The organism is Pseudomonas sp. LS2P72 (assembly GCF_054897865.1).
In genome coordinates this window covers 466,196-490,251 of the sequence record NZ_CM142708.1, presented here as the reverse complement: position 1 = coordinate 490,251, position 24,056 = coordinate 466,196, and the positions used below count along the sequence as shown (strand labels likewise).

At 59.6% G+C, this 24,056-nt stretch carries 24 protein-coding genes; 10 read left to right on the top strand and 14 right to left on the bottom strand.

Annotated elements, in window-relative coordinates; genetic code table 11:
* Window positions 1-27: 27 nt before the first annotated feature.
* The 6 genes from ACYZUA_RS02170 to ACYZUA_RS02145 form a co-directional block, all read right to left on the bottom strand.
* Window positions 28-807, bottom strand: coding sequence for an N-acetylmuramoyl-L-alanine amidase (locus tag ACYZUA_RS02170; protein WP_461961908.1), 780 nt, complete (start codon window positions 805-807; stop codon window positions 28-30).
* Between the two features lie 101 nt (window positions 808-908).
* On the bottom strand, window positions 909-2,987 hold the full coding sequence (locus tag ACYZUA_RS02165) for a GGDEF domain-containing protein (RefSeq protein ID WP_461961907.1): 2,079 nt from the start codon (window positions 2,985-2,987) through the stop codon (window positions 909-911).
* The gene (locus tag ACYZUA_RS02160) at window positions 2,984-3,862 is read right to left on the bottom strand and encodes an endonuclease/exonuclease/phosphatase family protein (RefSeq protein WP_461961906.1); all 879 of its coding nucleotides are present in this window, start codon (window positions 3,860-3,862) and stop codon (window positions 2,984-2,986) included. The genes ACYZUA_RS02165 and ACYZUA_RS02160 overlap by 4 nt, the downstream gene beginning before the upstream one ends.
* Before the next feature lie 14 nt (window positions 3,863-3,876).
* A complete protein-coding gene (locus ACYZUA_RS02155; protein ID WP_461961905.1) occupies window positions 3,877-4,518 on the bottom strand; it encodes a thiol:disulfide interchange protein DsbA/DsbL in 642 nt (213 codons plus the stop codon).
* A 200-nt stretch (window positions 4,519-4,718) separates the two neighbouring features.
* Window positions 4,719-5,330 (bottom strand): c-type cytochrome, encoded by a 612-nt coding sequence (locus tag ACYZUA_RS02150; protein ID WP_074872296.1) that lies wholly within the window; start codon window positions 5,328-5,330, stop codon window positions 4,719-4,721.
* 46 nt (window positions 5,331-5,376) lie between these two features.
* Entirely contained in the window at window positions 5,377-5,667 is a 291-nt protein-coding gene (locus ACYZUA_RS02145; RefSeq protein ID WP_008156007.1) for a c-type cytochrome, read from the bottom strand.
* A 191-nt stretch (window positions 5,668-5,858) separates the two neighbouring features.
* Here ACYZUA_RS02145 and yihA point away from each other — a divergent pair, with 191 nt between their 5' ends.
* Window positions 5,859-6,500, top strand: coding sequence for a ribosome biogenesis GTP-binding protein YihA/YsxC (yihA, locus tag ACYZUA_RS02140; RefSeq protein WP_046044882.1), 642 nt, complete (start codon window positions 5,859-5,861; stop codon window positions 6,498-6,500).
* A 302-nt stretch (window positions 6,501-6,802) separates the two neighbouring features.
* Here yihA and polA read toward each other — a convergent pair whose 3' ends face one another.
* Window positions 6,803-9,574 (bottom strand): DNA polymerase I, encoded by a 2,772-nt coding sequence (polA, locus tag ACYZUA_RS02135; RefSeq protein WP_461961904.1) that lies wholly within the window; start codon window positions 9,572-9,574, stop codon window positions 6,803-6,805.
* Window positions 9,575-9,648: 74 nt separating this feature from the next.
* Here polA and ACYZUA_RS02130 point away from each other — a divergent pair, with 74 nt between their 5' ends.
* Both ACYZUA_RS02130 and ACYZUA_RS02125 read left to right on the top strand, forming a co-directional pair.
* Window positions 9,649-9,939 carry a DUF2782 domain-containing protein gene (locus ACYZUA_RS02130; RefSeq protein ID WP_461961903.1) on the top strand — a complete coding sequence of 97 codons (291 nt, stop codon included), beginning with the start codon at window positions 9,649-9,651 and terminating at the stop codon, window positions 9,937-9,939.
* Between the two features lie 58 nt (window positions 9,940-9,997).
* A complete protein-coding gene (locus tag ACYZUA_RS02125) occupies window positions 9,998-10,948 on the top strand; it encodes a homoserine kinase (RefSeq protein WP_461961902.1) in 951 nt (316 codons plus the stop codon).
* A gap of 116 nt (window positions 10,949-11,064) precedes the next feature.
* On the opposite strand, the gene ACYZUA_RS02120 is transcribed toward ACYZUA_RS02125, so the two are convergent.
* Window positions 11,065-11,985 carry a zinc ABC transporter substrate-binding protein gene (locus tag ACYZUA_RS02120; RefSeq protein ID WP_461961901.1) on the bottom strand — a complete coding sequence of 307 codons (921 nt, stop codon included), beginning with the start codon at window positions 11,983-11,985 and terminating at the stop codon, window positions 11,065-11,067.
* 65 nt (window positions 11,986-12,050) lie between these two features.
* Here ACYZUA_RS02120 and zur point away from each other — a divergent pair, with 65 nt between their 5' ends.
* Genes zur through ACYZUA_RS02100 form a run of 4 tightly spaced genes read left to right on the top strand, consistent with a single transcriptional unit; the run spans window position 12,051 to window position 14,853 of the window.
* On the top strand, window positions 12,051-12,533 hold the full coding sequence (zur, locus tag ACYZUA_RS02115; protein ID WP_461961900.1) for a zinc uptake transcriptional repressor Zur: 483 nt from the start codon (window positions 12,051-12,053) through the stop codon (window positions 12,531-12,533).
* Complete coding sequence (gene znuC / locus ACYZUA_RS02110; protein WP_461961899.1) at window positions 12,533-13,318, top strand: zinc ABC transporter ATP-binding protein ZnuC; 786 nt, start codon at window positions 12,533-12,535, stop codon at window positions 13,316-13,318. The genes zur and znuC overlap by 1 nt, the downstream gene beginning before the upstream one ends.
* Complete coding sequence (gene znuB, locus ACYZUA_RS02105) at window positions 13,311-14,099, top strand: zinc ABC transporter permease subunit ZnuB (protein WP_461961898.1); 789 nt, start codon at window positions 13,311-13,313, stop codon at window positions 14,097-14,099. The genes znuC and znuB overlap by 8 nt, the downstream gene beginning before the upstream one ends.
* A 37-nt stretch (window positions 14,100-14,136) precedes the next feature.
* Window positions 14,137-14,853, top strand: a complete 717-nt coding sequence (locus ACYZUA_RS02100) for a PA5502 family lipoprotein (RefSeq protein ID WP_461961897.1) — start codon at window positions 14,137-14,139, stop codon at window positions 14,851-14,853.
* A gap of 122 nt (window positions 14,854-14,975) precedes the next feature.
* On the opposite strand, the gene katE is transcribed toward ACYZUA_RS02100, so the two are convergent.
* Entirely contained in the window at window positions 14,976-17,114 is a 2,139-nt protein-coding gene (gene katE, locus ACYZUA_RS02095; protein WP_461961896.1) for a catalase HPII, read from the bottom strand.
* Window positions 17,115-17,377: 263 nt separating this feature from the next.
* Between katE and ACYZUA_RS02090 the strand changes: the two genes are divergently transcribed.
* The 3 genes from ACYZUA_RS02090 (at window position 17,378) to ACYZUA_RS02080 (ending at window position 19,912) form a co-directional block, all read left to right on the top strand.
* A complete protein-coding gene (locus tag ACYZUA_RS02090) occupies window positions 17,378-18,385 on the top strand; it encodes a methionine ABC transporter ATP-binding protein (protein WP_461961895.1) in 1,008 nt (335 codons plus the stop codon).
* Window positions 18,385-19,059 carry a methionine ABC transporter permease gene (locus ACYZUA_RS02085; RefSeq protein WP_461961894.1) on the top strand — a complete coding sequence of 225 codons (675 nt, stop codon included), beginning with the start codon at window positions 18,385-18,387 and terminating at the stop codon, window positions 19,057-19,059. The genes ACYZUA_RS02090 and ACYZUA_RS02085 overlap by 1 nt, the downstream gene beginning before the upstream one ends.
* A gap of 79 nt (window positions 19,060-19,138) precedes the next feature.
* Window positions 19,139-19,912 (top strand): MetQ/NlpA family ABC transporter substrate-binding protein, encoded by a 774-nt coding sequence (locus ACYZUA_RS02080; protein ID WP_461961893.1) that lies wholly within the window; start codon window positions 19,139-19,141, stop codon window positions 19,910-19,912.
* A gap of 181 nt (window positions 19,913-20,093) precedes the next feature.
* Here the strand turns inward: ACYZUA_RS02080 and ACYZUA_RS02075 are convergent, their stop codons facing one another.
* The 5 genes from ACYZUA_RS02075 to ACYZUA_RS02055 are packed head-to-tail and all read right to left on the bottom strand — an operon-like array spanning window position 20,094 to window position 24,002.
* The gene (locus ACYZUA_RS02075) at window positions 20,094-20,729 is read right to left on the bottom strand and encodes an SCO family protein (protein WP_461961892.1); all 636 of its coding nucleotides are present in this window, start codon (window positions 20,727-20,729) and stop codon (window positions 20,094-20,096) included.
* Entirely contained in the window at window positions 20,726-21,625 is a 900-nt protein-coding gene (cyoE, locus tag ACYZUA_RS02070) for a heme o synthase (protein ID WP_461961891.1), read from the bottom strand. Before cyoE ends, ACYZUA_RS02075 begins: the two co-directional genes overlap by 4 nt.
* Entirely contained in the window at window positions 21,613-22,692 is a 1,080-nt protein-coding gene (locus ACYZUA_RS02065) for a COX15/CtaA family protein (protein ID WP_461961890.1), read from the bottom strand. Before ACYZUA_RS02065 ends, cyoE begins: the two co-directional genes overlap by 13 nt.
* 10 nt (window positions 22,693-22,702) lie before the next feature.
* Complete coding sequence (locus ACYZUA_RS02060; protein WP_461961889.1) at window positions 22,703-23,296, bottom strand: hypothetical protein; 594 nt, start codon at window positions 23,294-23,296, stop codon at window positions 22,703-22,705.
* Window positions 23,262-24,002 carry an SURF1 family protein gene (locus ACYZUA_RS02055; protein WP_461961888.1) on the bottom strand — a complete coding sequence of 247 codons (741 nt, stop codon included), beginning with the start codon at window positions 24,000-24,002 and terminating at the stop codon, window positions 23,262-23,264. The genes ACYZUA_RS02060 and ACYZUA_RS02055 overlap by 35 nt, the downstream gene beginning before the upstream one ends.
* Window positions 24,003-24,056: the final 54 nt, after the last annotated feature.

The following is a 24,056-nucleotide window of genomic DNA, read 5'->3' as shown; positions in this document are numbered from 1 at the left end:
AAAGCCCTGACCGTCGGGCGGGCGTCATTATTTTGTCTGGTTCAGGACTTGTAGAAGCGCCGCGGTTTGCGCATCCGGTGTGCCATCGAAACGTGTCGGTCGGAAATGCAGCTGGAAGGCCGCAATCACATGACGTGTCGCAACATCCAGTTCGCCGGTTTGCGGGGTGGGATAACCCGCGCGGGCCAGCTGTGCCTGAAACCAGCTGATGGTTGGCAGTTGTAATTCGAACTGTGCTTGCTGGCGCGTTACGGCCTGCTCGTTCGGCCAGATTCCCAGGCCTTCGGCAGCCAGACGCTTCCAGGGGAACAGCGGTCCCGGATCAAGCTTGCGCATCGGGGCGATGTCGCTGTGGCCGATGATATTGCGGGGGTTGATGGCGTAACGCTTACCGATGTCCTTGAGCAGGACGATCAGGGATTGGACCTGATCTTCGCTATAGGGGTACCAAAGGCGCCCGGTCGGGGTGTCTATAAACCCCGGATTGACGATTTCAATGCCAATGGAGCTGGAGTTCAACCAGGTCCGGCCTTGCCATTCGCTTTCCCCGGCATGCCAGGCTCGAAGGTTTTCATCCATCAACTTATAGATGGTGGCGCCCTTGTCGTCGCCAATCAGGTAATGGCTGCTGACGTCGCCATGGGTCAGCAGTTGCAGCGAGCGCTCCAGTGACGCGGAGGTGTAATGCACCACCACGAACTGAATGCGGCTGTCGTAATTGGCTGAAGGATGACGGGTATCGAACCGGGGACCGCTGGCACAACCGGCCAACAGAATCAGCGAGACGATGAAAGATAGATATTTCATGGCAGGGCAATACACGCAAGACAGTAATGCAACAGTGTAACGTACTGCCTTGCGCTCAGACGGCCCATGCGAAGTTTTAAACAAAATGGAACAATTGACCGTCAGCCCAATACTACTTGGTTACGGCCCGCATGTTTCGCGCGATATAGCGCCTGATCGGCTCTTTTAAGGACCAGATCGCTATGTTCGCCGGGTTTGAATGCGGTCAGGCCCATGGAAATGGTGATGGTGACTGGCTCGCCCTTGAAGTGGAAAGGGCAGGCTTCGATCGAGGCGCGCAGCTTTTCCAGCAGTTTCGCACCAGCAGATGGCACTGTGTCTGGCATCAACAGGACAAACTCCTCACCGCCGAACCGGGCAATGAAATCAGTCCCGCGCAGGCGCTTGCATAACACGCTGGCGATGATTTTCAGTACTTTGTCGCCCGCCAGGTGACCATAGTTATCGTTGATGCGTTTGAAATGGTCGAGGTCAAGCATTGCCAGCAACAGGGTGTTGCCGTGTTGTTGCCATTGGTTGATTTCGTGATCCAGCCGTTCGCTCCAGGCTGCCCGGTTAGGCAGGCCGGTGAGCGGGTCGATCAAGGCTTTCTGACGCTGTTCTTCAAGATGCTCGCGGTAGCCCAGGGCTTCCTGCTCCATGTGCGCAACGCGTTCGGCCAGACCATGAAGGCGTGCTGCGACTTCCTGTTCACGCTCGTTACGCTGCTTCTGGTGCTGGTCCATGGTGCCGAGCAGGCCTTCCAGATGGTTTTCCAGGACGTGCTTGAGATCGTCCAGGTCGGCGGCTTCCTGCATGCTGCTCTGCAAGCCGTCGACCTGCTCGCGGATCTGCGTGTCCATCTCGCGTGCGGCGGAACGGTTGTCGGCGTGGCCTTCGCTGGCGGCTTGCAAGTTGCTTTGGAACGACTCGAGGCGTTCATTCAGCTGTTGCAAGTAGGCTTCGAATTCATGCTGGCCACTGTCGGTGATTGCCAGCATCAAGGTTGCCAGATCGTCGAGGATTGGCAGCAGTTCGTACCAATTCAAACCGTTTTGCAGGCGATCACGCATCGCTTCGGCTTGCGGACGATGACGCTCGGGCAGCGTCAGGTCGTCGAGCAGGCCCAGTAACGTGTCTTCGATGTGCTTGGCCACCGAGCTGTAGGACGGCTCGGGTGAGTCCGGCAGGGAGTAGAGAACATCCGGCTGGGATTGTTCAGTGTCTAAGGCGGCCAACACCTCGGCCATGGCCGGGGGCAACGGCAGGCTGTCGAGATAGACCATCGGGGTCAGTTCGTCGGGATTGATTGCCGGTTGAGCCTGTATTTCTGGCTTGAAGATTGATGGAGTGGGTTCTTCTGGATGTTCTATGTCTGGCTGCGGTTGCGTCTCTGGAGTCTGGGTGCGTGCTCGCTCCGGCTCAAGCACCTGCGGGACAAACGCTACAACTGCAGGAGAAGACGCTGCTGCGGGCGGAGCCTTGATTGTCGGTGGTTCGGAAGCAGTCGCTGGCGCGGTAACGTGTGCGGCCGCCACTTGTGACTTAATGATTTTTGGCGCGAGATCGACGGTTATCTGTGATGTCTCGGCATGAGGCACAACAATCGCTTCGGCATGCTGCAGGGTGGGCGTCGGGACAGCGCCGGAGGCAGCCTGTGATGCCGCTTCATCCGCTTCACGGCTACCAAACAGTCGCTGCAGCAAACCTGGGCGGCCGGGTTCTGCCGGGTTTTCTAGCTGATTCAGGGCTTTGCCTTGCAGACCGCTCAGTTCACTGAGCAACAACGGAATTTCGCGCGCCTGCCCGACCCTTGCATCCAGATGCTTGGCGAAGTTTTTCAGCGGCCGGCTGACTTCGCGGGGCAGCGGTAATGTTTGCAGCTGCGAGACCAGCGCGGTCAATGCAGCGCTGGTCTGATTGACCCGGGTTTCCCGGCGTTGTTCGGAGTCGAGCACGGCTTTTTCCAGCCGCGGAAGCAGGGCGGCCAGGCCGGCGTCCATGTCGTCGGTGCGTACGACTTCACGCATTTCCTTCATGCATTGGTCAACGACGCGGTCGGTGCCCTCGGCGGCCAGCGTGCTGCGCACCAGGCCACGACGCAGCAGGTCGAGCCGGGCGTCCCATCGACGTTCGAGCTTTTCCTGTTGTTCGATGCTTTTGAGGTATTTCTCTTTCCAGCGCTGTGCTTCGTCGCTCATTCATGGGATCCGCGAGGGGCAGGACTCAACGCGGGCAATGCATCGGCCGTGAGCGAACCCGGCAGACGAATCTCTACCGCGACCGGCAGGTGATCGGAAATGGGTTGTGCCAGCACCTCGACCTTTTCAAGGGTCAGGGTGGGGCTCAGCAGAATATGGTCCAGACAGCGCTGCGGGCGCCAGCTAGGGAACGTCGCTTCCAGTTGCGGCGCGAGCAGGCCGAGGTCACGCAACGGGGAGTTTTGCAGCAAATCACTGGCATGGGTATTCATGTCCCCCATCAGCACCTGGTGTTTATAGCCACCGATCAACTCGCGGATGTAAGCCAGTTGCATGCTGCGGGCGCGAGCGCCCAGCGCCAGGTGCATCATGACCACCACCAGCGCCTCAGGACCTTCGCCAAAGCGCACCAGAATAGCTCCGCGACCCTTGGGCCCCGGTAGCGGATGATCTTCAATCGCCCATGGGCGCAGGCGGCTGAGCACACCATTGCTGTGCTGGCCGAGGCGTCCGAGATTGCGATTGAGTTGTTGATACCAGTAGGGGAATGCGCCGAGCTGGGCCAGGTGTTCGACCTGGTTGACGTAGCCTGATCGCAAGCTGCCGCCATCGGCTTCCTGCAAGGCGACCAGATCGAAGTCGCCCAGCAGATTGCCGATCTTTTGCAGATTGTCGGCACGCCCGGTGTGCGGCAACAGATGCTGCCAGCCCCGGGTCAGGTAGTGGTGATAGCGCGCGGTACTGATGCCGACCTGGATATTGAAACTGAGCAAGCGCAGACGACTGTCTGCGGGCAGGCCCGTCGATTCCAGATGATGTTCGTTGACCCGCGGATCATGCAGGCCAACGACGCGTTCAGTGCCCCAGCGGCGCATGGCAGTCGCCGCGCTTAGTTGGCAGCAGCCTTGTTAGCCGCTCGCTCTTTGTCGATCAGCTTGTCGGCCAGTTGCAATGCTTGCTCGGCGCCGCCGGCAGAGCCCACGTCGAAGCGATACTTGCCGTTGACGACCATGGTTGGAACGCCGGAGATTTCATACTTCTTGGCCAGTTCGCGGGCTTTGTTGATTTGGCCCTTGATTGCGAAGGAGTTGTAGGTGGCCAGGAACTTGTCCTTGTCGATGCCCTGGGTGGCGACGAACTCGGCCATCTCTTCAGGCGTGGTCAGGCGCTTTTTTTCGACCTGGATCGCTTCGAACACCGCCGAGTGAACCTTGTTTTCGACGCCCATGGCTTCAAGGGTCAGAAACATCTGACCGTGAAGGTCCCAAGCGCCACCAAACATGGCCGGAATACGCACGAAATTTACATCGGAAGGTAGTTTCTCAACCCATGGATTGATCACGGGCTCGAAAGAGTAGCAGTGCGGGCAGCCGTACCAGAACAGCTCCACCACTTCGATCTTGCCAGGCACAGCTACCGGGACGGGATTGGTCAGTTCGACATAAGGCGCTGCGGGTGTTTCGGCAGCTTGGGCGGTCACGCCGAACAGGCTGGCAGCGACGAGTGCGGCGCTGATGATCAGATTACGCATGCTTTACTCCTGGACAATTTTGGTCGCCTCGCGCGACCTGTTTTTAGACAGGTCCTGGCGGGCTTGAGTTCTGTAGTGTAACGGCAGCGGCCACAAAAAAGGGCGGCCAAAGCCACCCTTTTTATGCTTGCATCGACGGATTAATCGAGCGTTAACATTGCGGGAGGTCTACACCTCGCGCAACGCCCGATTCGTCGGTCTTAGTGCAGACCTTGAATGTAGCTGGACACCGCTGCGATATCTTCGTCGCTCAGCTTTTTGGAGATGCTCTGCATCGGCTTGGTGTCGCCATCGTTGGTGCGGCCGGCTTCTTCCTTGCGGAAGTCGGTCAGTTGCTTGGCGATGTATTGAGCGTGTTGGCCGCCAAGGTGCGGGAAGCCGGCAGCAGCGTTGCCCTTGCCGTCTGGAGAGTGGCAACCGGTGCAGGCTGGCAGGCCTTTGGCCAGATCGCCGCCGCGGAACAGTGCTTCACCGCGAGAAACGACTTTCGGGTCGGCGGCGCCAACGCTGCCTTTCTGGCTGGCGAAGTAGGCGGAGATATCGGCCAGGTCCTGATCGCTCAGGTTGGTCAGCAGGCCGGTCATTTCCAGTACCGTGCGTTTGCCGGACTTGATGTCGTGTAGCTGCTTGTTCAGATAACGCTCGCCCTGGCCTGCCAGTTTCGGAAAGTTAGGCGCCATACTGTTGCCATCCGGGCCATGACAGGCGCCACATACTGCGGCTTTCGCCTGACCAGCAGTCGCATCACCTGCAGCATGGGCAATGCCGGAGATCCCCACGGTCAACAGCAGACTCACGATCAATTTGTTCATCAGCTAATCCAACTACGGCTAAGGGTTAAAGAGTTATGGACCGGGATCACTCGCTCATCCACTGGATGATTGCTTGGTAATCCTCGGCACTGCAGTCCATGCACAAACCACGCGGCGGCATCGCCTTGAAACCCTGGGTCACGTGTTGCACCAGCGTCTCCATACCTTTCGCCAACCTCGGCGTCCAAGCTTCCTGATCGCCCTTTTTGGGCGCCATGGGTAGTTGGCCGGAATGACAGGCACCACAAACACGGTTGTACACAGCTTCCGGATCCTGTGTAGCCTGAGCGCTGTAAAGCGGCATCAAGACACCGGCAGCTAGCAGCCATTTCGTCATAAAACGACCTTTTCAGGGTTGAGAGCGTTCTGCGTTCTAGTGCGCAATCAAGGTCAATCGCTCTCGTGAACTTCATCCTACGCTGGGACAAAGCGCACACAAAATCTGCGGCATTATATACTGGCGTCACTGAAACGGAAACGACACTGCTCGCCGCGTCCATTCCCGGCGCCGCCCACATCGGAAATCCCATGCAACTCAAGAACCCCATCCTCGGCCTGTGCCAACAGTCCACCTTCATGCTCAGCGCTGCCAAAGTCGATCAATGTCCCGACGACGAAGGCTTTGAAGTGGCTTTCGCCGGGCGTTCCAACGCCGGCAAGTCCAGTGCGCTGAACACCCTGACGCACGCCAGCCTTGCGCGGACCTCGAAAACTCCGGGTCGCACACAGCTCTTGAACTTCTTCAAGCTAGACGATGATCGTCGTCTGGTCGACCTGCCGGGGTACGGTTACGCGAAAGTGCCTATCCCGTTGAAGCTGCACTGGCAGCGTCACCTGGAAGCCTATCTGGGTGGTCGGGAGAGTTTGAAGGGGCTGATTTTGATGATGGACATCCGTCATCCAATGACCGACTTCGACCTGCTGATGCTCGACTGGGCTGTCGCCAGCGGCATGCCGATGCACATTTTGCTGACCAAAGCCGACAAGCTGACCTACGGCGCGGCGAAAAACGTCCTGCTCAAGGTTCAGGCAGACATCCGCAAGGGTTGGGGAGATGCGATCAGCATCCAGCTGTTTTCGGCGCCAAAACGCATGGGCCTGGAAGACGCCTACACTGTACTGGCGGGCTGGATGGAACTGGCGGACAAGGGCGCCGAGCTCGCGGAGTAAGCTCATTTACACAAACTGCGGGCAAAAAAAACCCCGGACTTCTTATGGGGAGGGGGAAGTTCCGGGGTTCAAGTTCCGGACCGCTAGGGCGGGGTCCAGATATCTGCCAACACTTAACACAACATTAGGAGCATCGAAGGGCTTCACCACCCATTCAGTAACTCTGAGTGGCGATTCAGGCGATTAGTTCAGAATTTTTTAAAAAGCCTTTGGAATAGGCCTTCGGATTTTCCGAACTATAGAGCCCTTCGGTCTTTCTGCCGCGGCACTATGCCGCAGCAGAAAACGCCTTTTCAGACGGCTCAGTGAGCCTCATCCCAGTTATTTCCTACACCAACCTCGACCAACAGCGGCACATCAAGCTTCGCTGCGTCGCTCATATGCGCGCGAATTTCATCGCGGACCTGGTCGACCAAATCCTCACGCACTTCCAGAACCAGTTCATCGTGCACCTGCAGGATGACTTTGGCGTCGAGGCCTGAGGCTGTCAGCCAGCTATCCACGGCAATCATGGCTTTCTTGATGATGTCCGCCGCGGTGCCTTGCATCGGGGCGTTGATCGCCGTGCGTTCGGCACCTTTGCGCAGGGCCGGGTTTTTCGCGTTGATTTCCGGCAGGTACAGGCGACGACCGAAGATGGTTTCGACGAAACCTTGTTCAGCGGCCTGGGCGCGGGTGCGCTCCATGTATTCCAGCACGCCTGGGTAACGGGCGAAGTAACGGTCGATGTAGGCCTGGGATTGCTTGCGATCAACACCAATCTGTTTGGCCAGGCCAAACGCGCTCATGCCGTAGATCAAACCGAAGTTGATCGCCTTGGCACTGCGCCGTTGGTCAGTGGTGACGTCTGCCAGTTCAACCCCGAAGACTTCGGCAGCGGTGGCTTTGTGCACGTCCAGATCGTTGCGGAACGCGTGCAGCAACCCTTCGTCCTTGGCCAGGTGAGCCATGATCCGCAGTTCGATTTGCGAGTAGTCCGCTGCCAGCAACTTGTAGCCTTTTGGCGCGACGAATGCCTGACGAATCCGACGCCCTTCAGCGGTGCGGATCGGAATGTTCTGCAGGTTTGGATCACTGGACGACAAACGCCCGGTCGCCGCGACAGCCTGATGATAAGAGGTATGAATTCGCCCGGTGCGCGGGTTGATCTGCTCTGGCAGGCGATCGGTGTAGGTGCTTTTCAGCTTGCTCATCGAGCGGTACTGCATCAGCACTTTTGGCAGCGGGAAGTCCTGTTCAGCCAGTTCGGCCAGCACGGCTTCGGCGGTGGACGCCTGGCCCTTGGCGGTTTTGCTGAGGATCGGCAGGCCGAGTTTTTCGTACAGGATCACGCCCAATTGCTTCGGCGAGCCGAGGTTGAATTCTTCTCCGGCGATGGCGAACGCCTCACGCTCGAGGGCGACCATTTTCTCGCCCAGCTCAACGCTCTGAATGCCCAGCAGGTTGGCATCGACCAGCGCGCCTTGGCGTTCGATCCGTGCCAGAACCGGCACCAGCGGCATTTCGATTTCGCTCAGGACCTTGCTCAGGCTCGGGATGGCATCGAGCTTTTCCAGCAGGGTTTGATGCAGGCGCAGCGTCACGTCGGCGTCTTCGGCGGCGTAAGGCCCGGCCAGTTCCAGGGAGATCTGGTCAAATGTCAGCTGTTTGGCACCCTTGCCGGCGATGTCCTGAAAACTGGTAGTGGTGTGGTTCAGGTACTTGAGCGCCAGGCTGTCCATGTCGTGACGGGTTGCGGTGGAGTCCAGCACGTAGGATTCGAGCATCGTGTCGAAGGCGACGCCTTGGACGGTGATGCCGCAGCTCTGATCGCCACCGATGGCGCAGTTGGCCAGAATGTTCATGTCGAACTTGGCGTGCTGGCCAACCTTGAGTTTGCTCGGGTCTTCCAGGATGGGCTTCAACGCGCGCAGCACGGTGTCGCGATCGAGTTGATCCGGCACGCCCATGTAGGAATGGGTCAGCGGGATGTAGGCCGCTTCGTTGGCTTGTACAGCAAAAGACAGGCCCACCAGTTGCGCCTGCTGCGCATCGATGCCAGTGGTTTCGGTATCGAAGGCAATTAGCTTGGCGTCTCTGAGCTTCTTCAGCCACAGGTCGAAATCAGCCTGGGTGAGGATGGTGGTGTACTTGAGTTCGGTGTCGACAGCCGCTTCTTCAGCCACCGGAGCGACGACTTCCTGACCCGAACGCTTGGCGTCGCGCTGGTTCTCTTCGAACCAGCTCTTGAACTCCAGCAGGGTATAGAGCTCGGCGAGTTTGTCGTGATCCGGCTTGCCCATTTGCAGGTCGTCGAGGCCGATATCCAGTGGCACGTCGATCTTGATGGTTGCCAATTGATAGGAGAGAAACGCCATCTCCTTGTGCTCTTCGAGCTTGGCCGGCAGGGTTTTGGCCCCGCGAATCGGCAGGGTCGGGACGATGTCGAGCTGCGCATAGAGCTCGGTCAGGCCACCGTTGACGCCGACCAACAGGCCGGAAGCGGTCTTCGGACCAATGCCCGGAACGCCCGGAATGTTGTCGGAAGAATCGCCCATGAGTGCCAGGTAATCGATGATCTGCTCGGGAGCGACGCCGAATTTCTCCTTCACGCCCTCCACGTCCAGCGCGCTACCGGTCATGGTGTTGACCAAGGTAATGTGGCCGTCGACCAGCTGCGCCATGTCCTTGTCGCCGGTGGAGATCACCACCGGACGGTCGGCCGCCGCACTGCTGCGGGCCAGGGTGCCGATCACGTCATCGGCTTCGACGCCTTCGACGCACAGGAGCGGGAAGCCCAGGGCGATCACGCTCTGGTGCAGCGGCTCGATCTGAACACGCATGTCGTCGGGCATGCTCGGGCGGTTGGCCTTGTATTCGGCAAACATTTCGTCCCGGAATGTCCCGCCCTTGGCGTCGAACACCACGGCGAACGGACTGTCCGGGTACTGCTTGCGCAGACTCTTGAGCATGTTCAGCACGCCTTTGACCGCACCGGTCGGCAGACCTTTGGAGGTGGTCAGCGGCGGAAGGGCGTGAAAGGCGCGGTACAGGTAAGAAGAACCGTCCACCAGGACGAGGGGGGCTTGGCTCATGAGCAGGATCAACCTTTTCGGCGGGTCCGGCGCTAGAATAGCGGGACCGTTGACGACAAAGGGACAAGGTTATCATGCGCACACTAAATCGCTTGCTGCTGGCTGGCCTGTTTGCAATCGCTCCAATAGCCGTCATGGCGGCGGACGATGCACCGTCGTCAGACCCGGACGTCACCATTCGCACGGAAGGGGATAAAACCATCCAGGAGTACCGTCAAAACGGTTTCCTGTATGCGATCAAGGTCACACCGAAGGGCGCCCCGCCGTATTTTCTGGTGCGCGCGGACGGGACCGATGCAAACTTCATCCGCTCGGATCAGCCGGATATGCTGATTCCGTCGTGGAAGATCTTTGAGTGGAAGTAGTTTCTTAATTTCAATCGGCGCTGGCTCAAGCAGCGGCGCCCGTACTGGCAGTTCAAACATGTCTGTGTTCACCCCGCTGGCTCGGCCCGAGCTGGAAACCTTTCTCGCCCCTTACGGGCTCGGCCGCCTGCTTGATTTCCAGGGGATTGCCGCTGGTAGCGAAAACACCAATTTCTTCATCAGCCTGGAGCAGGGCGAATTTGTCCTGACCCTGATTGAGCGTGGCCCGGTTCAGGAAATGCCGTTCTTCATAGAACTGCTCGACGTGCTACACGACGCTGACCTGCCAGTGCCTTATGCCTTGCGCACCACCGACGGCGTCGCCTTGCGCGAACTGGCCGGCAAACCTGCGCTGTTGCAGCCACGTCTGGCCGGCAAGCACATCAAGGAAGCCAATGCGCAGCATTGCGCTCAGGTGGGCGAGTTGCTCGGTCATCTGCACCTTGCGACCCAGGCCAACATGATCAAGCGCAAGACCGATCGCGGCCTGGACTGGATGCTGGAAGAGGGCACGCAGTTGCTGTCGCACCTCAATGCCGAACAAAGCGATCTGCTGCAACGGGCGCTGGACGAAATCACACAGCAGAAGACGAAAATTCTGGCGCTGCCACGAGCCAATATCCACGCCGACCTGTTCCGCGATAACGCGATGTTCGAAGGCACGCACCTGACCGGGTTGATCGACTTCTACAACGCGTGTTCGGGGCCGATGCTCTACGACGTGGCGATTGCCTTGAACGACTGGTGTTCGGACGAGAGCGGGTTGATCGACGGGCCGCGGGCGAGGGCGTTGCTTGGCGCTTATGCAGCGCTGCGACCGTTCACAGCGGCCGAGGCGGAGTTGTGGCCGACCATGTTGCGGGTGGCGTGTGTGCGGTTCTGGTTGTCGCGGTTGATCGCCGCCGAGTCGTTTGCCGGGCAGGACGTGCTGATTCACGATCCGATGGAGTTTCAGCAGCGTCTGGCGCAGCGGCAACACGTCAGTACTCATTTGCCTTTCGCGCTCTAAAAGCTTCGCGAGCAGGCTCGCTCCCACAGGGGATCTTTAGTGGACACAAATCTGTGTTCGCATTGATCAATGTGGGAGCGAGCCTGCTCGCGAATGGAGCGACACAAATGTCCGGGTTACAACGACTCCAGGCATCCCGCCAAATCATTCCCCAACTTCTCCAGCACCTGCTCATACCCCTGAGCGGTCGCTGGTGTGTACCCGCCTAGTGCGTCCAGTTCCGCCAGCTTCACCGGCAGACCGGCTACCAGGGTTTCCGCCAGGCGCGGACGCAGCGGCGGTTCGCTGAATACGCAGGTTTTGCCGACTTCCTGCAAGCGAGTGCGCATCGCCGCGACGTGCTGGGCGCCGGGCTGGACCTCGGCGGCGACGCTGAATACGCCGGCGTGCTTGAGGCCGTAGGCGTCTTCAAAGTAGTCGAAGGCCTCGTGGAACACGAAGTACGGTTTGCCCGCGATGCCGGCCAGACGCGCCTTCAAGCGAAGATCCATGGCATCCAGACGCTCATCGAACGCCTTGAGGTTGCTCTGATAACGCGCGGCATTGGCTGGATCGGCTGCGCTCAGGTCTGCGGCCATTTTTGTGGCGATGACGCGGGCGTTGACCGGCGAAAGCCACAAGTGCGCGTCCACGCTACCGGGGCGGTGATCGTGATCATGTTCGTCGGCTTCTTCAGTGTGAGAGGAGCTATCTTCGGCGAAATGGCGCAGTTTCAGCCCCGGCAAATCCTGCACCGCAACGCTGGGCAGCGTACGCCCATTGAGCACGCGAGGCAGGAAGCCTTCCATGCTCGGACCGATCCAGTACACCAGATCCACCGATTGCACCTTCCGTACGTCGGAGGGGCGCAAGGCATAGTTATGAGGCGAGGCCCCGGGCGGCAGCAAGACTTCCGGAATCGCCACGCCGTCCTGCACCGCAGCGGCGATCAGCTGCAGAGGCTTGATACTGGTGAGGACTTTGACTTCGGCGTGAGCTGAACTGATCAGTAGAAAACTTGCGACAAATGCGACAAAGATAGAAAAAAGTCGGGACACGATGACCACTCGAAGAGGCGAGAACGGGTAACATAATAACGTCTCTCACAAAACTCGTCGCGCTCATGCCTAAAACACCGATTGCCAGCCGTCCCCACGACCACTCTCATTGCGTTCATAGCGCATTGTCAGAGGCTGATGCCTTGTGCGCACGTCAAGGCCTGCGCCTGACCGCCTTGCGCCGGCGGGTGCTGGAACTGGTATGGCAAAGCCACAAACCGTTGGGTGCCTACGACATTCTCGCGGTGCTCAGCGAGCAGGACGGCCGCCGTGCGGCGCCGCCGACCGTGTACCGTGCGCTGGATTTCCTGCTGGAAAACGGCCTGGTGCACCGCATCTCCTCTTTGAACGCCTTCGTCGGCTGTAATCACCCGGAGCACGCGCACCAAGGCCAGTTCCTGATTTGCCGCGAATGCCACGCCGCCATCGAGCTCGAACAGAAATCCATCAGTGACGCGATCATCAATAGCGCCAAGGACGTCGGATTTGTCGTCGAGGGCCAGACCGTTGAAGTGGTCGGCCTCTGCTCGGGTTGCCAGGGGGTTTGATGAGCAACGCGCTGATTCGCCTCGAGCAGGTTGCCGTCACCTTTGCCGGGCAAAACGTGCTGGATAACATCGAGCTGAGTGTCGAACCGGGGCAGATCGTCACCCTGATCGGCCCTAACGGCGCCGGTAAGACCACGCTGGTGCGCGCTGTACTCGGTCTGTTGAAACCGGACAGCGGCAGCGTGTGGCGCAAGCCGAAACTGCGGGTTGGTTACATGCCGCAAAAACTTCACGTCGATCCGACGCTGCCGCTGTCGGTGCTGCGCTTCTTGCGTCTGGTGCCGGGCGTGGACCGCGCCATGGCCTTGGCGGCACTCAAGGAAGTCGGCGCCGAACAGGTGATCGACAGCCCGGTGCAAAGTGTTTCCGGTGGCGAAATGCAGCGGGTGCTGCTGGCCCGGGCATTGCTGCGTGAACCGGAACTGCTGGTGCTCGACGAACCTGTGCAAGGCGTCGATGTGGCCGGTCAAGCCGAACTCTACAGCCTGATCACACGATTGCGCGACCGCCACGGTTGCGGCGTGCTGATGGTGTCCCACGACCTGCATCTGGTGATGAGCACCACCGACCAGGTGGTCTGCCTCAACCGTCACGTCTGCTGCTCCGGGCACCCTGAGCAGGTCAGCGGTGATCCGGCTTTCGTCGAGCTGTTCGGAAAGAACGCACAAAGCCTGGCGATTTATCACCACCATCATGACCACGCCCATGACTTGCATGGCTCGGTGGTCAGCGCGGCCCCGTCGGCCCCTACCCACGTTCACGGAGATGGCTGCAAGCATGGCTGATTTTCTGCTCTACGCCCTGCTTGCAGGTCTGGCCCTGGCATTGGTCGCGGGCCCGCTGGGTTCGTTCGTGGTCTGGCGACGCATGGCCTATTTCGGCGACACCCTTTCGCATGCCGCGCTGCTCGGCGTGGCGCTGGGTTTTTTGCTGGATGTCAGCCCGACCGTTGCGGTCACCGTCGGCTGCCTGCTGTTGGCGGTGTTGCTGGTGACCTTGCAACAGCGCCAACCGCTGGCGTCCGACACGCTGTTGGGAATTCTCGCACCGAGCACGCTCTCTTTGGGTCTGGTCGTACTAAGCTTCATGCACGAAGTGCGGATCGACCTGATGGCTTATCTGTTCGGCGACTTGCTGGCGATCAGCCCGACCGATCTGGCCTGGATACTCGGCGGCAGCGCGGCCGTTCTGGCTTTGTTGGTGGCGTTGTGGCGGCCAATGCTGGCAATCACGGTGCATGAAGAGTTGGCAAGGGTTGAAGGGCTGCCGGTGGCGGCGTTGCGCTTGACCCTGATGTTGCTGATCGCTGTGGTGATCGCGGTGGCGATGAAAATCGTCGGTGTGTTGCTGATTACGTCTTTGCTGATCATCCCGGCGGCTGCGGCACAACGTCACGCCCGCTCACCGGAGCAGATGGCACTGGGCGCGAGCCTGCTGGGTATGCTCGCGGTCTGTGGCGGGCTGGCGCTGTCGTGGTTCAAGGACACCCCGGCGGGCCCATCGATTGTTGTGACGGCCGCCGCACTGTTTTTGCTGAGTTTTGTCCTGCCCCGTCGAGGGGTGTAGACTTGCTCGTTTTTTGCGCAAATAGAGAGTCGCAGGAATGAAGCCGTTCCCCTCACGTTATCTGCTCCTTGTCGCATTTTCGCTGCTACTGGGCGCTTGTCAAAGCACGCCACCGCCGGCCACCGAGGCTACCGGTGCACGGGCCACGGCCATCGCACAGCTGCAACAAAGCCTGGCCAGCAGCGAACTGGCGACTGCCGAAGATCAACTGGCTGCCTTGCAGGCCGAGTCGCCCAACGATCAATCCCTTGAGCAATACCAGCGGCAACTGGCCGAAGCCTATCTGCGCCGCAGCCAGATCGTGTTGCAAAAAGGCGATGTGAATGCCGCTGCGACTGCGCTGAGCCGCGCCCGGGCGTTGATGCCCAAGGCTCCGGCGCTGACCGGTGGGGTCAACAACGCCATCGTTGATGCTCGCAAAGCTGAACTGGATAGAGCCGAAGCTGCGCTCATGGCTGCTGAAGCCAAGCCACAGGCCAAGGTCATTGATCCGACGGCTGAAAGCACCACGGTTGCGTTGAACCTGACTGATATGTCCAAGCTTCGTCGTCAACTGGATGCGATCGCCGCCGATGTGGTGAATTACCAGTGCGACGTGAGCATTCAGGCGCCACGCACCCAGGACTTCCCTTGGTTGACCACGTTGCTGACAAAGCGGGTGAAGAAACTCGATGCGGATTTTGATCTAAATCTGGAGAAGCAGATTCTGCGCAACGTGCCTGCGCAGATGGTTTTGAGCCCTCGCAAGCCTTAAAAAGCATCGCGGGCAAGCCATGCTCCTACAGGGTCGGTGACGTTCATTGATTATGTGAACGACTTAAAACCTGTAGGAGCATGGCTTGCCCGCGATGGCGTCCTCTCTATCTACACAAAACCTTAAGCCGGAATCGCCTTGGCCTTAGGCTCCCTGTCCCACACCCGATGCTGCCCGATCGCGGCAAAAAACGGTTTGATCACACCCGCATCCGCCCCCACGATCAACCCTGCATCAGCCTCCAGTTTCAACACATCCAGCAACTGTTTGGCCTCGCCCTGCAGCGCAATTGCCTTCAAGTGCTTGTACGCCTCCAACAGGTAATGCAGCGCCACACCGTCGGTGCTCAACGCATTGATCGACGCCGCGCCACCGGGCACAAACACCGCATCGAACGCCACCGAAGGCAAGCCTTCCATTGATGCATCGACCGGCAGCGTCTTGCCATCGACGGTGGTCACTGGAGCAGACGTCGGGCCGAGCAGTTTGGCGTGCGCACCTTCGGCCTTTAGCGCGGTCTTCATGGCATCAATCGCTGCGCCATCGACGCCATTGGCTGCCAGGATTGCTACTTTGCGGGTTTTGATATTCGCCGGCAGCAAATTGGCCTGACTCAAGGCCGGCGAGCGGTCCGGAGTGGTATTGGGTACTTCGACCGTCCCGGCTATGGGTGCTGGCAACCCCAGGTTCTGCGCCACGCGTTTAGCCAGTTCCAGATCGATGTTGGCCAGAATCTCATTCACCTGGCGGGCGCGGATAAACTCCCGCTCAACCTTGCCCAGCTCGAAACTGTAAGCCGAGATGATGTGCTCCTGCTCGTGCTTGCTCATGCTGTGGAAAAACAGTCGCGCCTGGGAAAAGTGGTCGCTGAAGGATTCGCTGCGCTGACGGATCTTGTTGGCGTCAATGCGCTCTGGATAACTTTCAAAGCCACCATCCTGGGCTGCCGGCGGCGTTTCTTTCGGCCAGCCGCTATCAATGGAGTTCGGCTCGTAGGACGCGCGACCCTTGTCGATGGTGGTGCGATGCAGCGCATCCCGTTGACCATTATGGAACGGTGCCACCGGGCGGTTGATCGGGATCTCGTGAAAGTTCGGCCCGCCAAGTCGGCTGAGCTGCGTATCGGTGTAGGAAAACAGTCGACCTTGTAGCAATGGATCGTTGGAAAAGTCGATCCCCGGCACGATATGCCCAGGGCAGAAGGCGACTTGTTCGGTTTCGGCGAAGAAGTTGTCGGGGTTGCGGTTGAGGGTCATTTTGCCCAACGGGGTGATCGGCACCAGTTCTTCCGGGATCAGCTTGGTCGGGTCGAGGATGTCGAAGTCGAATTTATGTTCGTTCTCCTCCTCGATGATCTGTACCCCCAGTTCCCACTCCGGGTAGTCGCCCATTTCGATCGATTCCCAGAGATCGCGACGGTGGAAATCCGTGTCTTTACCGGCGAGTTTCTGCGCTTCATCCCACACCAGCGAACAGGTCCCGGCCGTGGGGCGCCAGTGGAACTTGACGAAGCGCGATTTACCTTCGGCGTTGATCAGGCGGAAAGTGTGTACGCCGAAGCCTTGCATGCTGCGCAGGCTTTTCGGGATCGCCCGGTCGGACATCGCCCAGATAACCATGTGCGCTGATTCGGGTTGCAGGGAGACGAAGTCCCAGAACGTGTCATGGGCCGAACCGCCAGTCGGTATCTCATTGTGCGGTTCGGGTTTTACCGCATGCACGAAGTCGGGGAACTTGATCGCATCCTGAATGAAGAACACCGGCATGTTGTTGCCCACCAGGTCGAAGTTGCCTTCGTCGGTGAAAAACTTCACCGCGAAACCTCGTACGTCCCGCACGGTATCGCCCGACCCGCGAGGGCCCTGCACCGTGGAGAAGCGGACGAAGACCGGGGTTTTTTTGCTTGGGTCTTGCAGGAATCCGGCCTTGGTCAGCACGGAATGGGTTTCATAGCTCTGAAAGTAGCCGTGAGCACCAGTGCCGCGGGCGTGGACGATGCGCTCAGGAATGCGTTCATGGTCAAAGTGCGTGATCTTTTCACGCATGATGAAATCTTCCAGCAACGATGGCCCGCGGGCGCCGGCTTTCAACGTGTTCTGGTTGTCCGAGACTTTCACGCCCTGGTTGGTACGCAGGGCCTGTTCTGTGGCGTCGGAGCGAAATTGCTCCAGGCTGTCGAGCTTGGTATTGGTGTTACCGCGGTCCGGGGTATCGGTTCCGGCCAGTGCGCTTTTGGTTGCGGCAGGCTTTTTAGTACTCATCAGACAAAACTCCTCGTTGCGATTCCCGCCGTAGCCAGGACTCTTGAGCAATACCCTTGGCAAGGGCCGAGGGCGTTTTCGAGTTGCCTAATTAGTGACTGATGACGATTTGCGCCGTTCCTTTTTTCTAACCTTTGATCGCGTTATTGCCAAATGGAAGGTTGAATGCGGAATAAATGCTAATAACCTCTATACGGACAGGCTAAAATGCGCGCCCGGCTAACCGCTGATCCTTTTCCAACGCGCCCCACAAGGTTCGCTACGTGATCGAGTTTCAAAACGTCCACAAAACTTACCGCGTCGCCGGTAAGGATGTTCCCGCGCTGCATCCGACCAGTCTGACGATTGAGAACGGTCAGGTCTTCGGTCTGATCGGCCATTCCGGTGCGGGAAAAAGTACCCTGCTGCGTCTGATCAATCGCCTGGAAGAGTCCAGTGGCGGCAAGATATTCGTCGACGGCGAAGAAGTCACCGCGCTCGACGCCAACAGCCTGCGGCGCTTCCGTCAGCAAGTCGGGATGATTTTCCAGCACTTCAACTTGCTGGCCTCCAAGACCGTGGCCGACAACGTCGCGCTGCCACTGACCCTGGCCGGTGAACTGTCGCGCAGCGAGATCGACCGACGTGTGGCCGAATTGCTCAAGCGGGTCGGCCTGTCCGACCACGCCAAGAAGTACCCGGCACAGTTGTCCGGTGGCCAGAAACAGCGCGTCGGCATTGCCCGCGCCCTGGCGACCAAGCCGAAAATCCTGCTGTGCGACGAAGCCACCAGCGCGCTGGACCCGCAGACCACCGCGTCGGTCCTGCAATTGCTGGCCGAGATCAATCGCGAGCTGAAGCTGACCATCGTCTTGATCACCCACGAGATGGACGTGATCCGCCGGGTTTGCGATCAGGTCGCGGTGATGGACGCTGGCATGATCGTCGAGCAAGGTTCGGTGGCCGAGGTGTTCCTGCATCCGAAGCACCCGACCACCAAGCGCTTCGTGCAAGAAGACGAGCAGATCGACGAAAGCGAACAGCGCGACGACTTCGCTCATGTGCCCGGCCGCATCGTGCGTCTGACCTTCCAGGGCGAAGCGACCTACGCACCGCTACTGGGCACCGTCGCTCGCGAAACGGGTGTGGACTACAGCATCCTGGCCGGTCGTATCGACCGCATTAAAGACGTGCCCTACGGGCAGTTGACCCTTGCCGTTACCGGTGGCGACATGGAAGCGGCGTTCGCCCGCTTCACCGCAGCTGACGTTCACATGGAGGTCCTGCGCTAATGGAAGTCCTGGCAAGTTTCTTCGTCAATATCGACTGGTACGAAATCTGGCTGGCCACCGGCGATACCTTTCTGATGCTCTTCGGTTCGCTGTTGTTCACCGTTTTGCTCGGCCTGCCCCTGGGCGTGCTGTTGTTTCTCTGCAGCCCGCGTCAGTTGCTGGAAGCCAAAGGCGTCTACGCGATGCTGTCGCTGATGGTGAACATCCTGCGTTCGCTGCCGTTCATCATTCTGCTGATTGTGATGATTCCGTTCACCGTGTTGATCACCGGTACATCCCTCGGTGTCGCCGGTGCGATTCCGCCGCTGGTGGTGGGTGCTACGCCATTCTTCGCGCGACTGGTGGAAACCGCCCTGCGTGAAGTGGATCGCGGCATCATCGAGGCGACCCAGGCCATGGGCGCGACGACACGGCAGATCATCACCAATGCCTTGCTGCCGGAAGCCCGCCCGGGCATCTTCGCGGCGATTACAGTGACAGCCATTACACTGGTGTCCTACACGGCGATGGCGGGTGTGGTCGGCGCGGGTGGTTTGGGCGACCTGGCGATCCGTTTCGGTTACCAGCGTTTCCAGCCTGATGTGATGGTCGTGACGGTGATGTTGCTGCTGGTGATCGTTCAGGTTCTGCAAACCGTTGGCGACAAGTTGGTTGTGCATTTTTCCAGAAAATAAAGCGTTCACGTCAATAAGTCATGAGCCGGCCATTCGCTGGCAGGCGCCGGAGACCGGCGCCGCACAAGGAGTTAGCTGAATGAAAAAACTACTCGTCGCGTTCGCAGCCGTTGCAGCGTTCTCTGCTCAGGCCAATGAAACCCTGACCGTCGCGGCCACCCCGGTTCCTCACGCAGAAATCCTCGAATTCGTGAAGCCGGCCCTGGCCAAAGAAGGCGTGGACCTGAAGGTCAAAGTCTTCACCGACTACATCCAGCCGAACGTGCAGGTGGCCGAGAAACGTCTGGACGCCAACTTCTTCCAGCACCAACCGTACCTCGATGAATTCAACAAGGCCAAGGGCACTAACCTGGTGGCCGTTGCCGGTGTGCACCTGGAACCGCTGGGCGCTTACTCCAGCAAGTACAAAGCACTGACCGAGTTGCCCGGCGGCGCCAACGTGGTTATCCCGAACGACGCCACCAACGGCGGCCGTGCGCTGTTGCTGCTGGCGAAGGCTGGCCTGATCAAGTTGAAGGATTCGAACAACATCCTCGCGACCATCAAGGACATCACCGAGAACACCAAGGACCTGAAGTTCCGTGAACTGGAAGCCGCGACCATCCCGCGCGTGCTGACCCAGGTCGACCTGGCGCTGATCAACACCAACTACGCGCTGGAAGCCAAGCTTGATCCGTCCAAGGACGCGCTGGTCATCGAAGGCAACGACTCGCCTTACGTGAACATCCTCGTTGCCCGTCCAGACGACAAGGACACCGAAGCGATGAAGAAGCTGATTGCTGCCCTGCACAGCCCGGAAGTGAAAGCCTTCATCCTCGAGAAGTACAAAGGCGCGGTATTGCCGGCGTTCTGATCTGACAGCAATAAAAAAAACGGGGACGCATTGATTGCGTCCCCGTTTTTTTATGCCTGGAATACGGACCACTGTGGGAGCGAGCCTGCTCGCGATTGCGGTGGGTCAGTCAACTTAGATGTCAGGTGTGATGGCCCCATCGCGAGCAGGCTCGCTCCCACAAGGGTTATGCGGTGTTTACTTATTCGCGCTTGAGCATCACCGGCAACTGTGCCACCAGTTTCACGTTGTTCAATGGCGCCCGAATGAACCCTCGCTGCGTACCGTCCGGTCCGATCACCGCCAGGTTGCCGCTGTGGTCGACGGTGTAGTTCGGCTTGCTGGTGTCCGCCGGAATGAACGGAATACTCACCGCGTTAGCCAGTTTCTGAATGTCTTCCACCGACGAAGCCGTCAGCCCTTGGAACTGCGGATCGAAGTAGCCCAGGTACTGCTTGAGCTGTTGGGGCGTGTCGCGATTCGGGTCGACGCTGACCAGAATGATCTGCAACTTGGCCACAGCCTCTGGCGGCAGTTCGCTTTTGATCTGGCGCAACTGGGCGAGGGTGGTCGGGCAGATGTCCGGGCAGAAGGTGTAGCCGAAGAACAGCAGCGACCATTTGTCTTTCAGCTCGTTGACCGCCACTGGTTTGCCGTCCTGGTCGGTCATTGTCACGGCCGGCAGGTTGCGACTTTGCGGTAGCAGAATGATCCCGGCATCGATCAGAGCGGTCGGGTCTCCCTGGCCTTTTCCGGACAGCACTTTGTTGATGGTCAGGCCCAGGACCAGCGCGATCAGGGCAACGAGGATGAAGATGGTTTTCTGGGTTCGAGTCATAGGTTCAACAGTAAGTAGTGGTCTACGAGCAGCGCGATAAACAGCAGGAACAAGTAATAAATAGAGTACTTGAACGTGTTGATCGCCGCGTGCGGCCGAGTGCCACGGTACAGCACGATGGCCCATTGCAGAAACCTCGCGCCAAGTCCCAGCGCGCAAATCAGGTAGAGCACGCCGCTCATGTGGATCACGTACGGCATCAGGCTCACGGCCAGCAGCGCGAAGGTATAAAGCAGGATATGAACTTTGGTGTAGTGCTCGCCATGGGTCACCGGCAGCATCGGGATGTCAGCCTTGGCGTATTCCTCTTTGCGGTGAATGGCCAGCGCCCAGAAGTGCGGCGGGGTCCAGGCGAAGATGATCAGCACCAGCAACAGTGGTTCGGCGCTGACGTGGCCGGTGGCGGCGGTCCAGCCGAGCAGCGGCGGGGCGGCGCCGGCCAGTCCGCCGATGACGATATTTTGCGGCGTCGCGCGTTTCAGGAAACCGGTGTAGACCAGCGCATAGCCGAGCAGCGAGGCCAGGGTCAGCCATGCGGTCAGCGGATTGGTGAAGGCCAGCAGTATGGCTTGCCCAAGCACCGCCAATACCAAGGCAAATGTCAGCGCGGCCGCTGGCGATACTCGGCCTTCGGCCAAGGGACGTTTGTGCGTGCGGGCCATCACCGCATCGATGCGTCGGTCCACCACATGATTAACGGCTGCCGCACCACCGGCACACAAGGCGATCCCCAGATTGCCGAACACCAGCACCGTCCACGGCACCCCGGCGCGGGTCGCGAGGAACATGCCGACCAGCGAGGTGATGAGCATCAGCACCACCACTTTCGGCTTGGTCAGCTCCAGGTAGTCACGCCAGATCGCCTGACTGTGACGTGCGCCGATCAGAGTCGCCATGGCATCTCTCCTTTTATTGTTATGGGCCCGGCTGAGTGTTTACGCGGGCTGAACCGCCAGCGTGCAGGGGGTTGCTGCTTGACCCGAACCAGACTGGTTCGCGCGTGATAATTGACCAGCACCATCGTCAGCAACAGTGCTGCGCCGCCCGCGTTATGCGCGACGGCCACTGGCAGTGGCAGGTGAAACAGCACATTGCTGATGCCGAGGGTGATTTGCGCGGCGAGTGCGATCAGCACCATCCCGGCCAGGCGCGTCATGCCGACGACTTTCAGTTGCCACGCCAACCCGAGCAGTACCAGGGTCACCAGCAAAGCGCCGATGCGGTGAGTCAGATGAATCGCGGTACGGGCATCGCTGTCCAGTTGCCCGCCGAGGTAATTGGGGCCGATGTGTTGGGTCAGGTGAAAGCCGTTGGCGAAGTCCGCGGGCGGCAGCCATTGCCCATGACAGGTCGGGAAGTCGATACAGGCCACCGCCGCGTAGTTGGAACTGACCCAACCACCCAAGGCAATTTGCAGAATCACCAGCAGCAACCCGGCGGTCGCCCAGTACTGCAAACGCCGTGGTACGGTCAGCGCCGGCAACACGCCGGACAATCGCAACGTCAGCAAAAACAGCAGGCTCAACGTCGCAAAGCCGCCGAGCAAATGCCCGGTGACCACTTGCGGCCAGAGCTTGAGCGTCACCGTCCACATGCCAAATGCCGCTTGGGCAATCACCACTGCCAGCAAAAACAACGGCAACTTCACTGGCTGCCCCGGGTGACGACGATGAACCCATGCGCGGCCGGCCAATACCGAGATCAGCAGCCCCAGCGCGCCGGCGAAGTAGCGGTGAACCATCTCGTTCCAGCCCTTATGGGCTTCGACGGGAGCGTCGGGAAAATGCAGTTCGGCATGGGCCAATTGAACTTCGCTTTGCGGCACGCTGATAAAGCCATAGCAACCCGGCCAGTCCGGGCAACCGAGCCCGGCGTGAGTCAGGCGGGTGTAGGCGCCGAGCAACACCACAATCAGTGCCAGCAAGGTGGCAAACAGCGCGAGGCGAAATCCAGGTTTGGCCATGACGATGCCCTTATCCGATGTTCGACAGTTTCAGCAAATGGCGCAGGTCGTTGAGCAGATCCTTACCCTTCACCGTCGGGTCGTAGCGCAGCACCAGATTGCCATGCGGATCGATGATCCACAGCTGTGGCACTGACTGGTCGCCGGCGGTCTTATGGAAGTCGGTCAAATTCAGTGGATAATGCTGCAATTGAGGATACTCGCGCGTCAGCTTGGCGTCGTATTCGCTGCTCAGCGGTTGTGCCGCGGCCAAGGCATGACTGGCGCGCCCGGCATCACGGCCGAGGCCGATCTGGATCTGCCGCGCCAGGTACACCAGTTGCTGGCAGTCCACCGAGCAATCCTTGGGCGCGGTCACCAGTATCTGCCAACGATCCTCCTGCGCCTGCACGCCGAGGTCGGCGCGGGTCTGGCCGTTGCCGATCAGTTCGCCGTGATAGCTGCGACCTTCCGGCACCCAGAACTGCAATTTGTACATGCCGGTGGCGAGGATCATCGGACCGATCACCCCAAGCAGGATCAGCAGCAACTGCAAGCGACCCTTGCGCCGACTCGCGGGCGTTTTCGCCTCAGACATGCTGGGTGGATTCATGGCCGCTCCCATGGTGTTTCTCCTTTGCGTTGTGCCAGCCGAGATAGAGATAGAGGCCGAACAGGGCGATCGACATGGCGAACCACTGCACGGCATAAGCCAGGTGTTTTTCCGGTCCCATGGCGACTACCGGCCAGTCAGCCTGGTAAGTCGCGGGACCGCTTTCTGCGCGTAATTCGTAGGCAAAACCTTCGCGATCCAGCGTCGTCCAGAGCCTGGCCGGTTCGACCGCGGTGATCAGTTGCGGCCAGGTCGTGGTGTTCGGGTCGGCGTGCAACTGGAAAGTGGCGCCGGGGGAGACGTAGACCCAGGCAACGAGGCTCAAGGCCTGAGCCGGTGTGGTGAATTGCGGTGGGGTGCGGCGATCCGGCCACGGCAGCCAGCCGCGATTGACCAGCAGCCAGAGCCCGGTCGCCTGATCCTGAAATGGTTGCAGCAGTTCGACGCCAACCTTGCCGTCGCGCTGACGGTTATCCAGCAACAGGCTGTGTGCGGCATCGAACTGGCCGTGCAGGTGAACCCGGCGGAAGGCCGGATCTGCGGTGTGTTGCAGCTCGGTGCTGGCCATCGGCTCAGCGGCACGGCGCTCGGTGTAGCTTTGCAGCAGCGCGCTTTTCTCTGCGCCCCGGCTCAATTGCCAGAACCCGAGTGACACCAGCATGGGCAACAACATCGCGACCACCAGGGTCGGCACGATGCCCGGCCGGAAACGCTTCATGGCGTCGCCAGAAAGTCGCTAGTCGCGATAGCTATACTCAAGTGCATCGCCTTT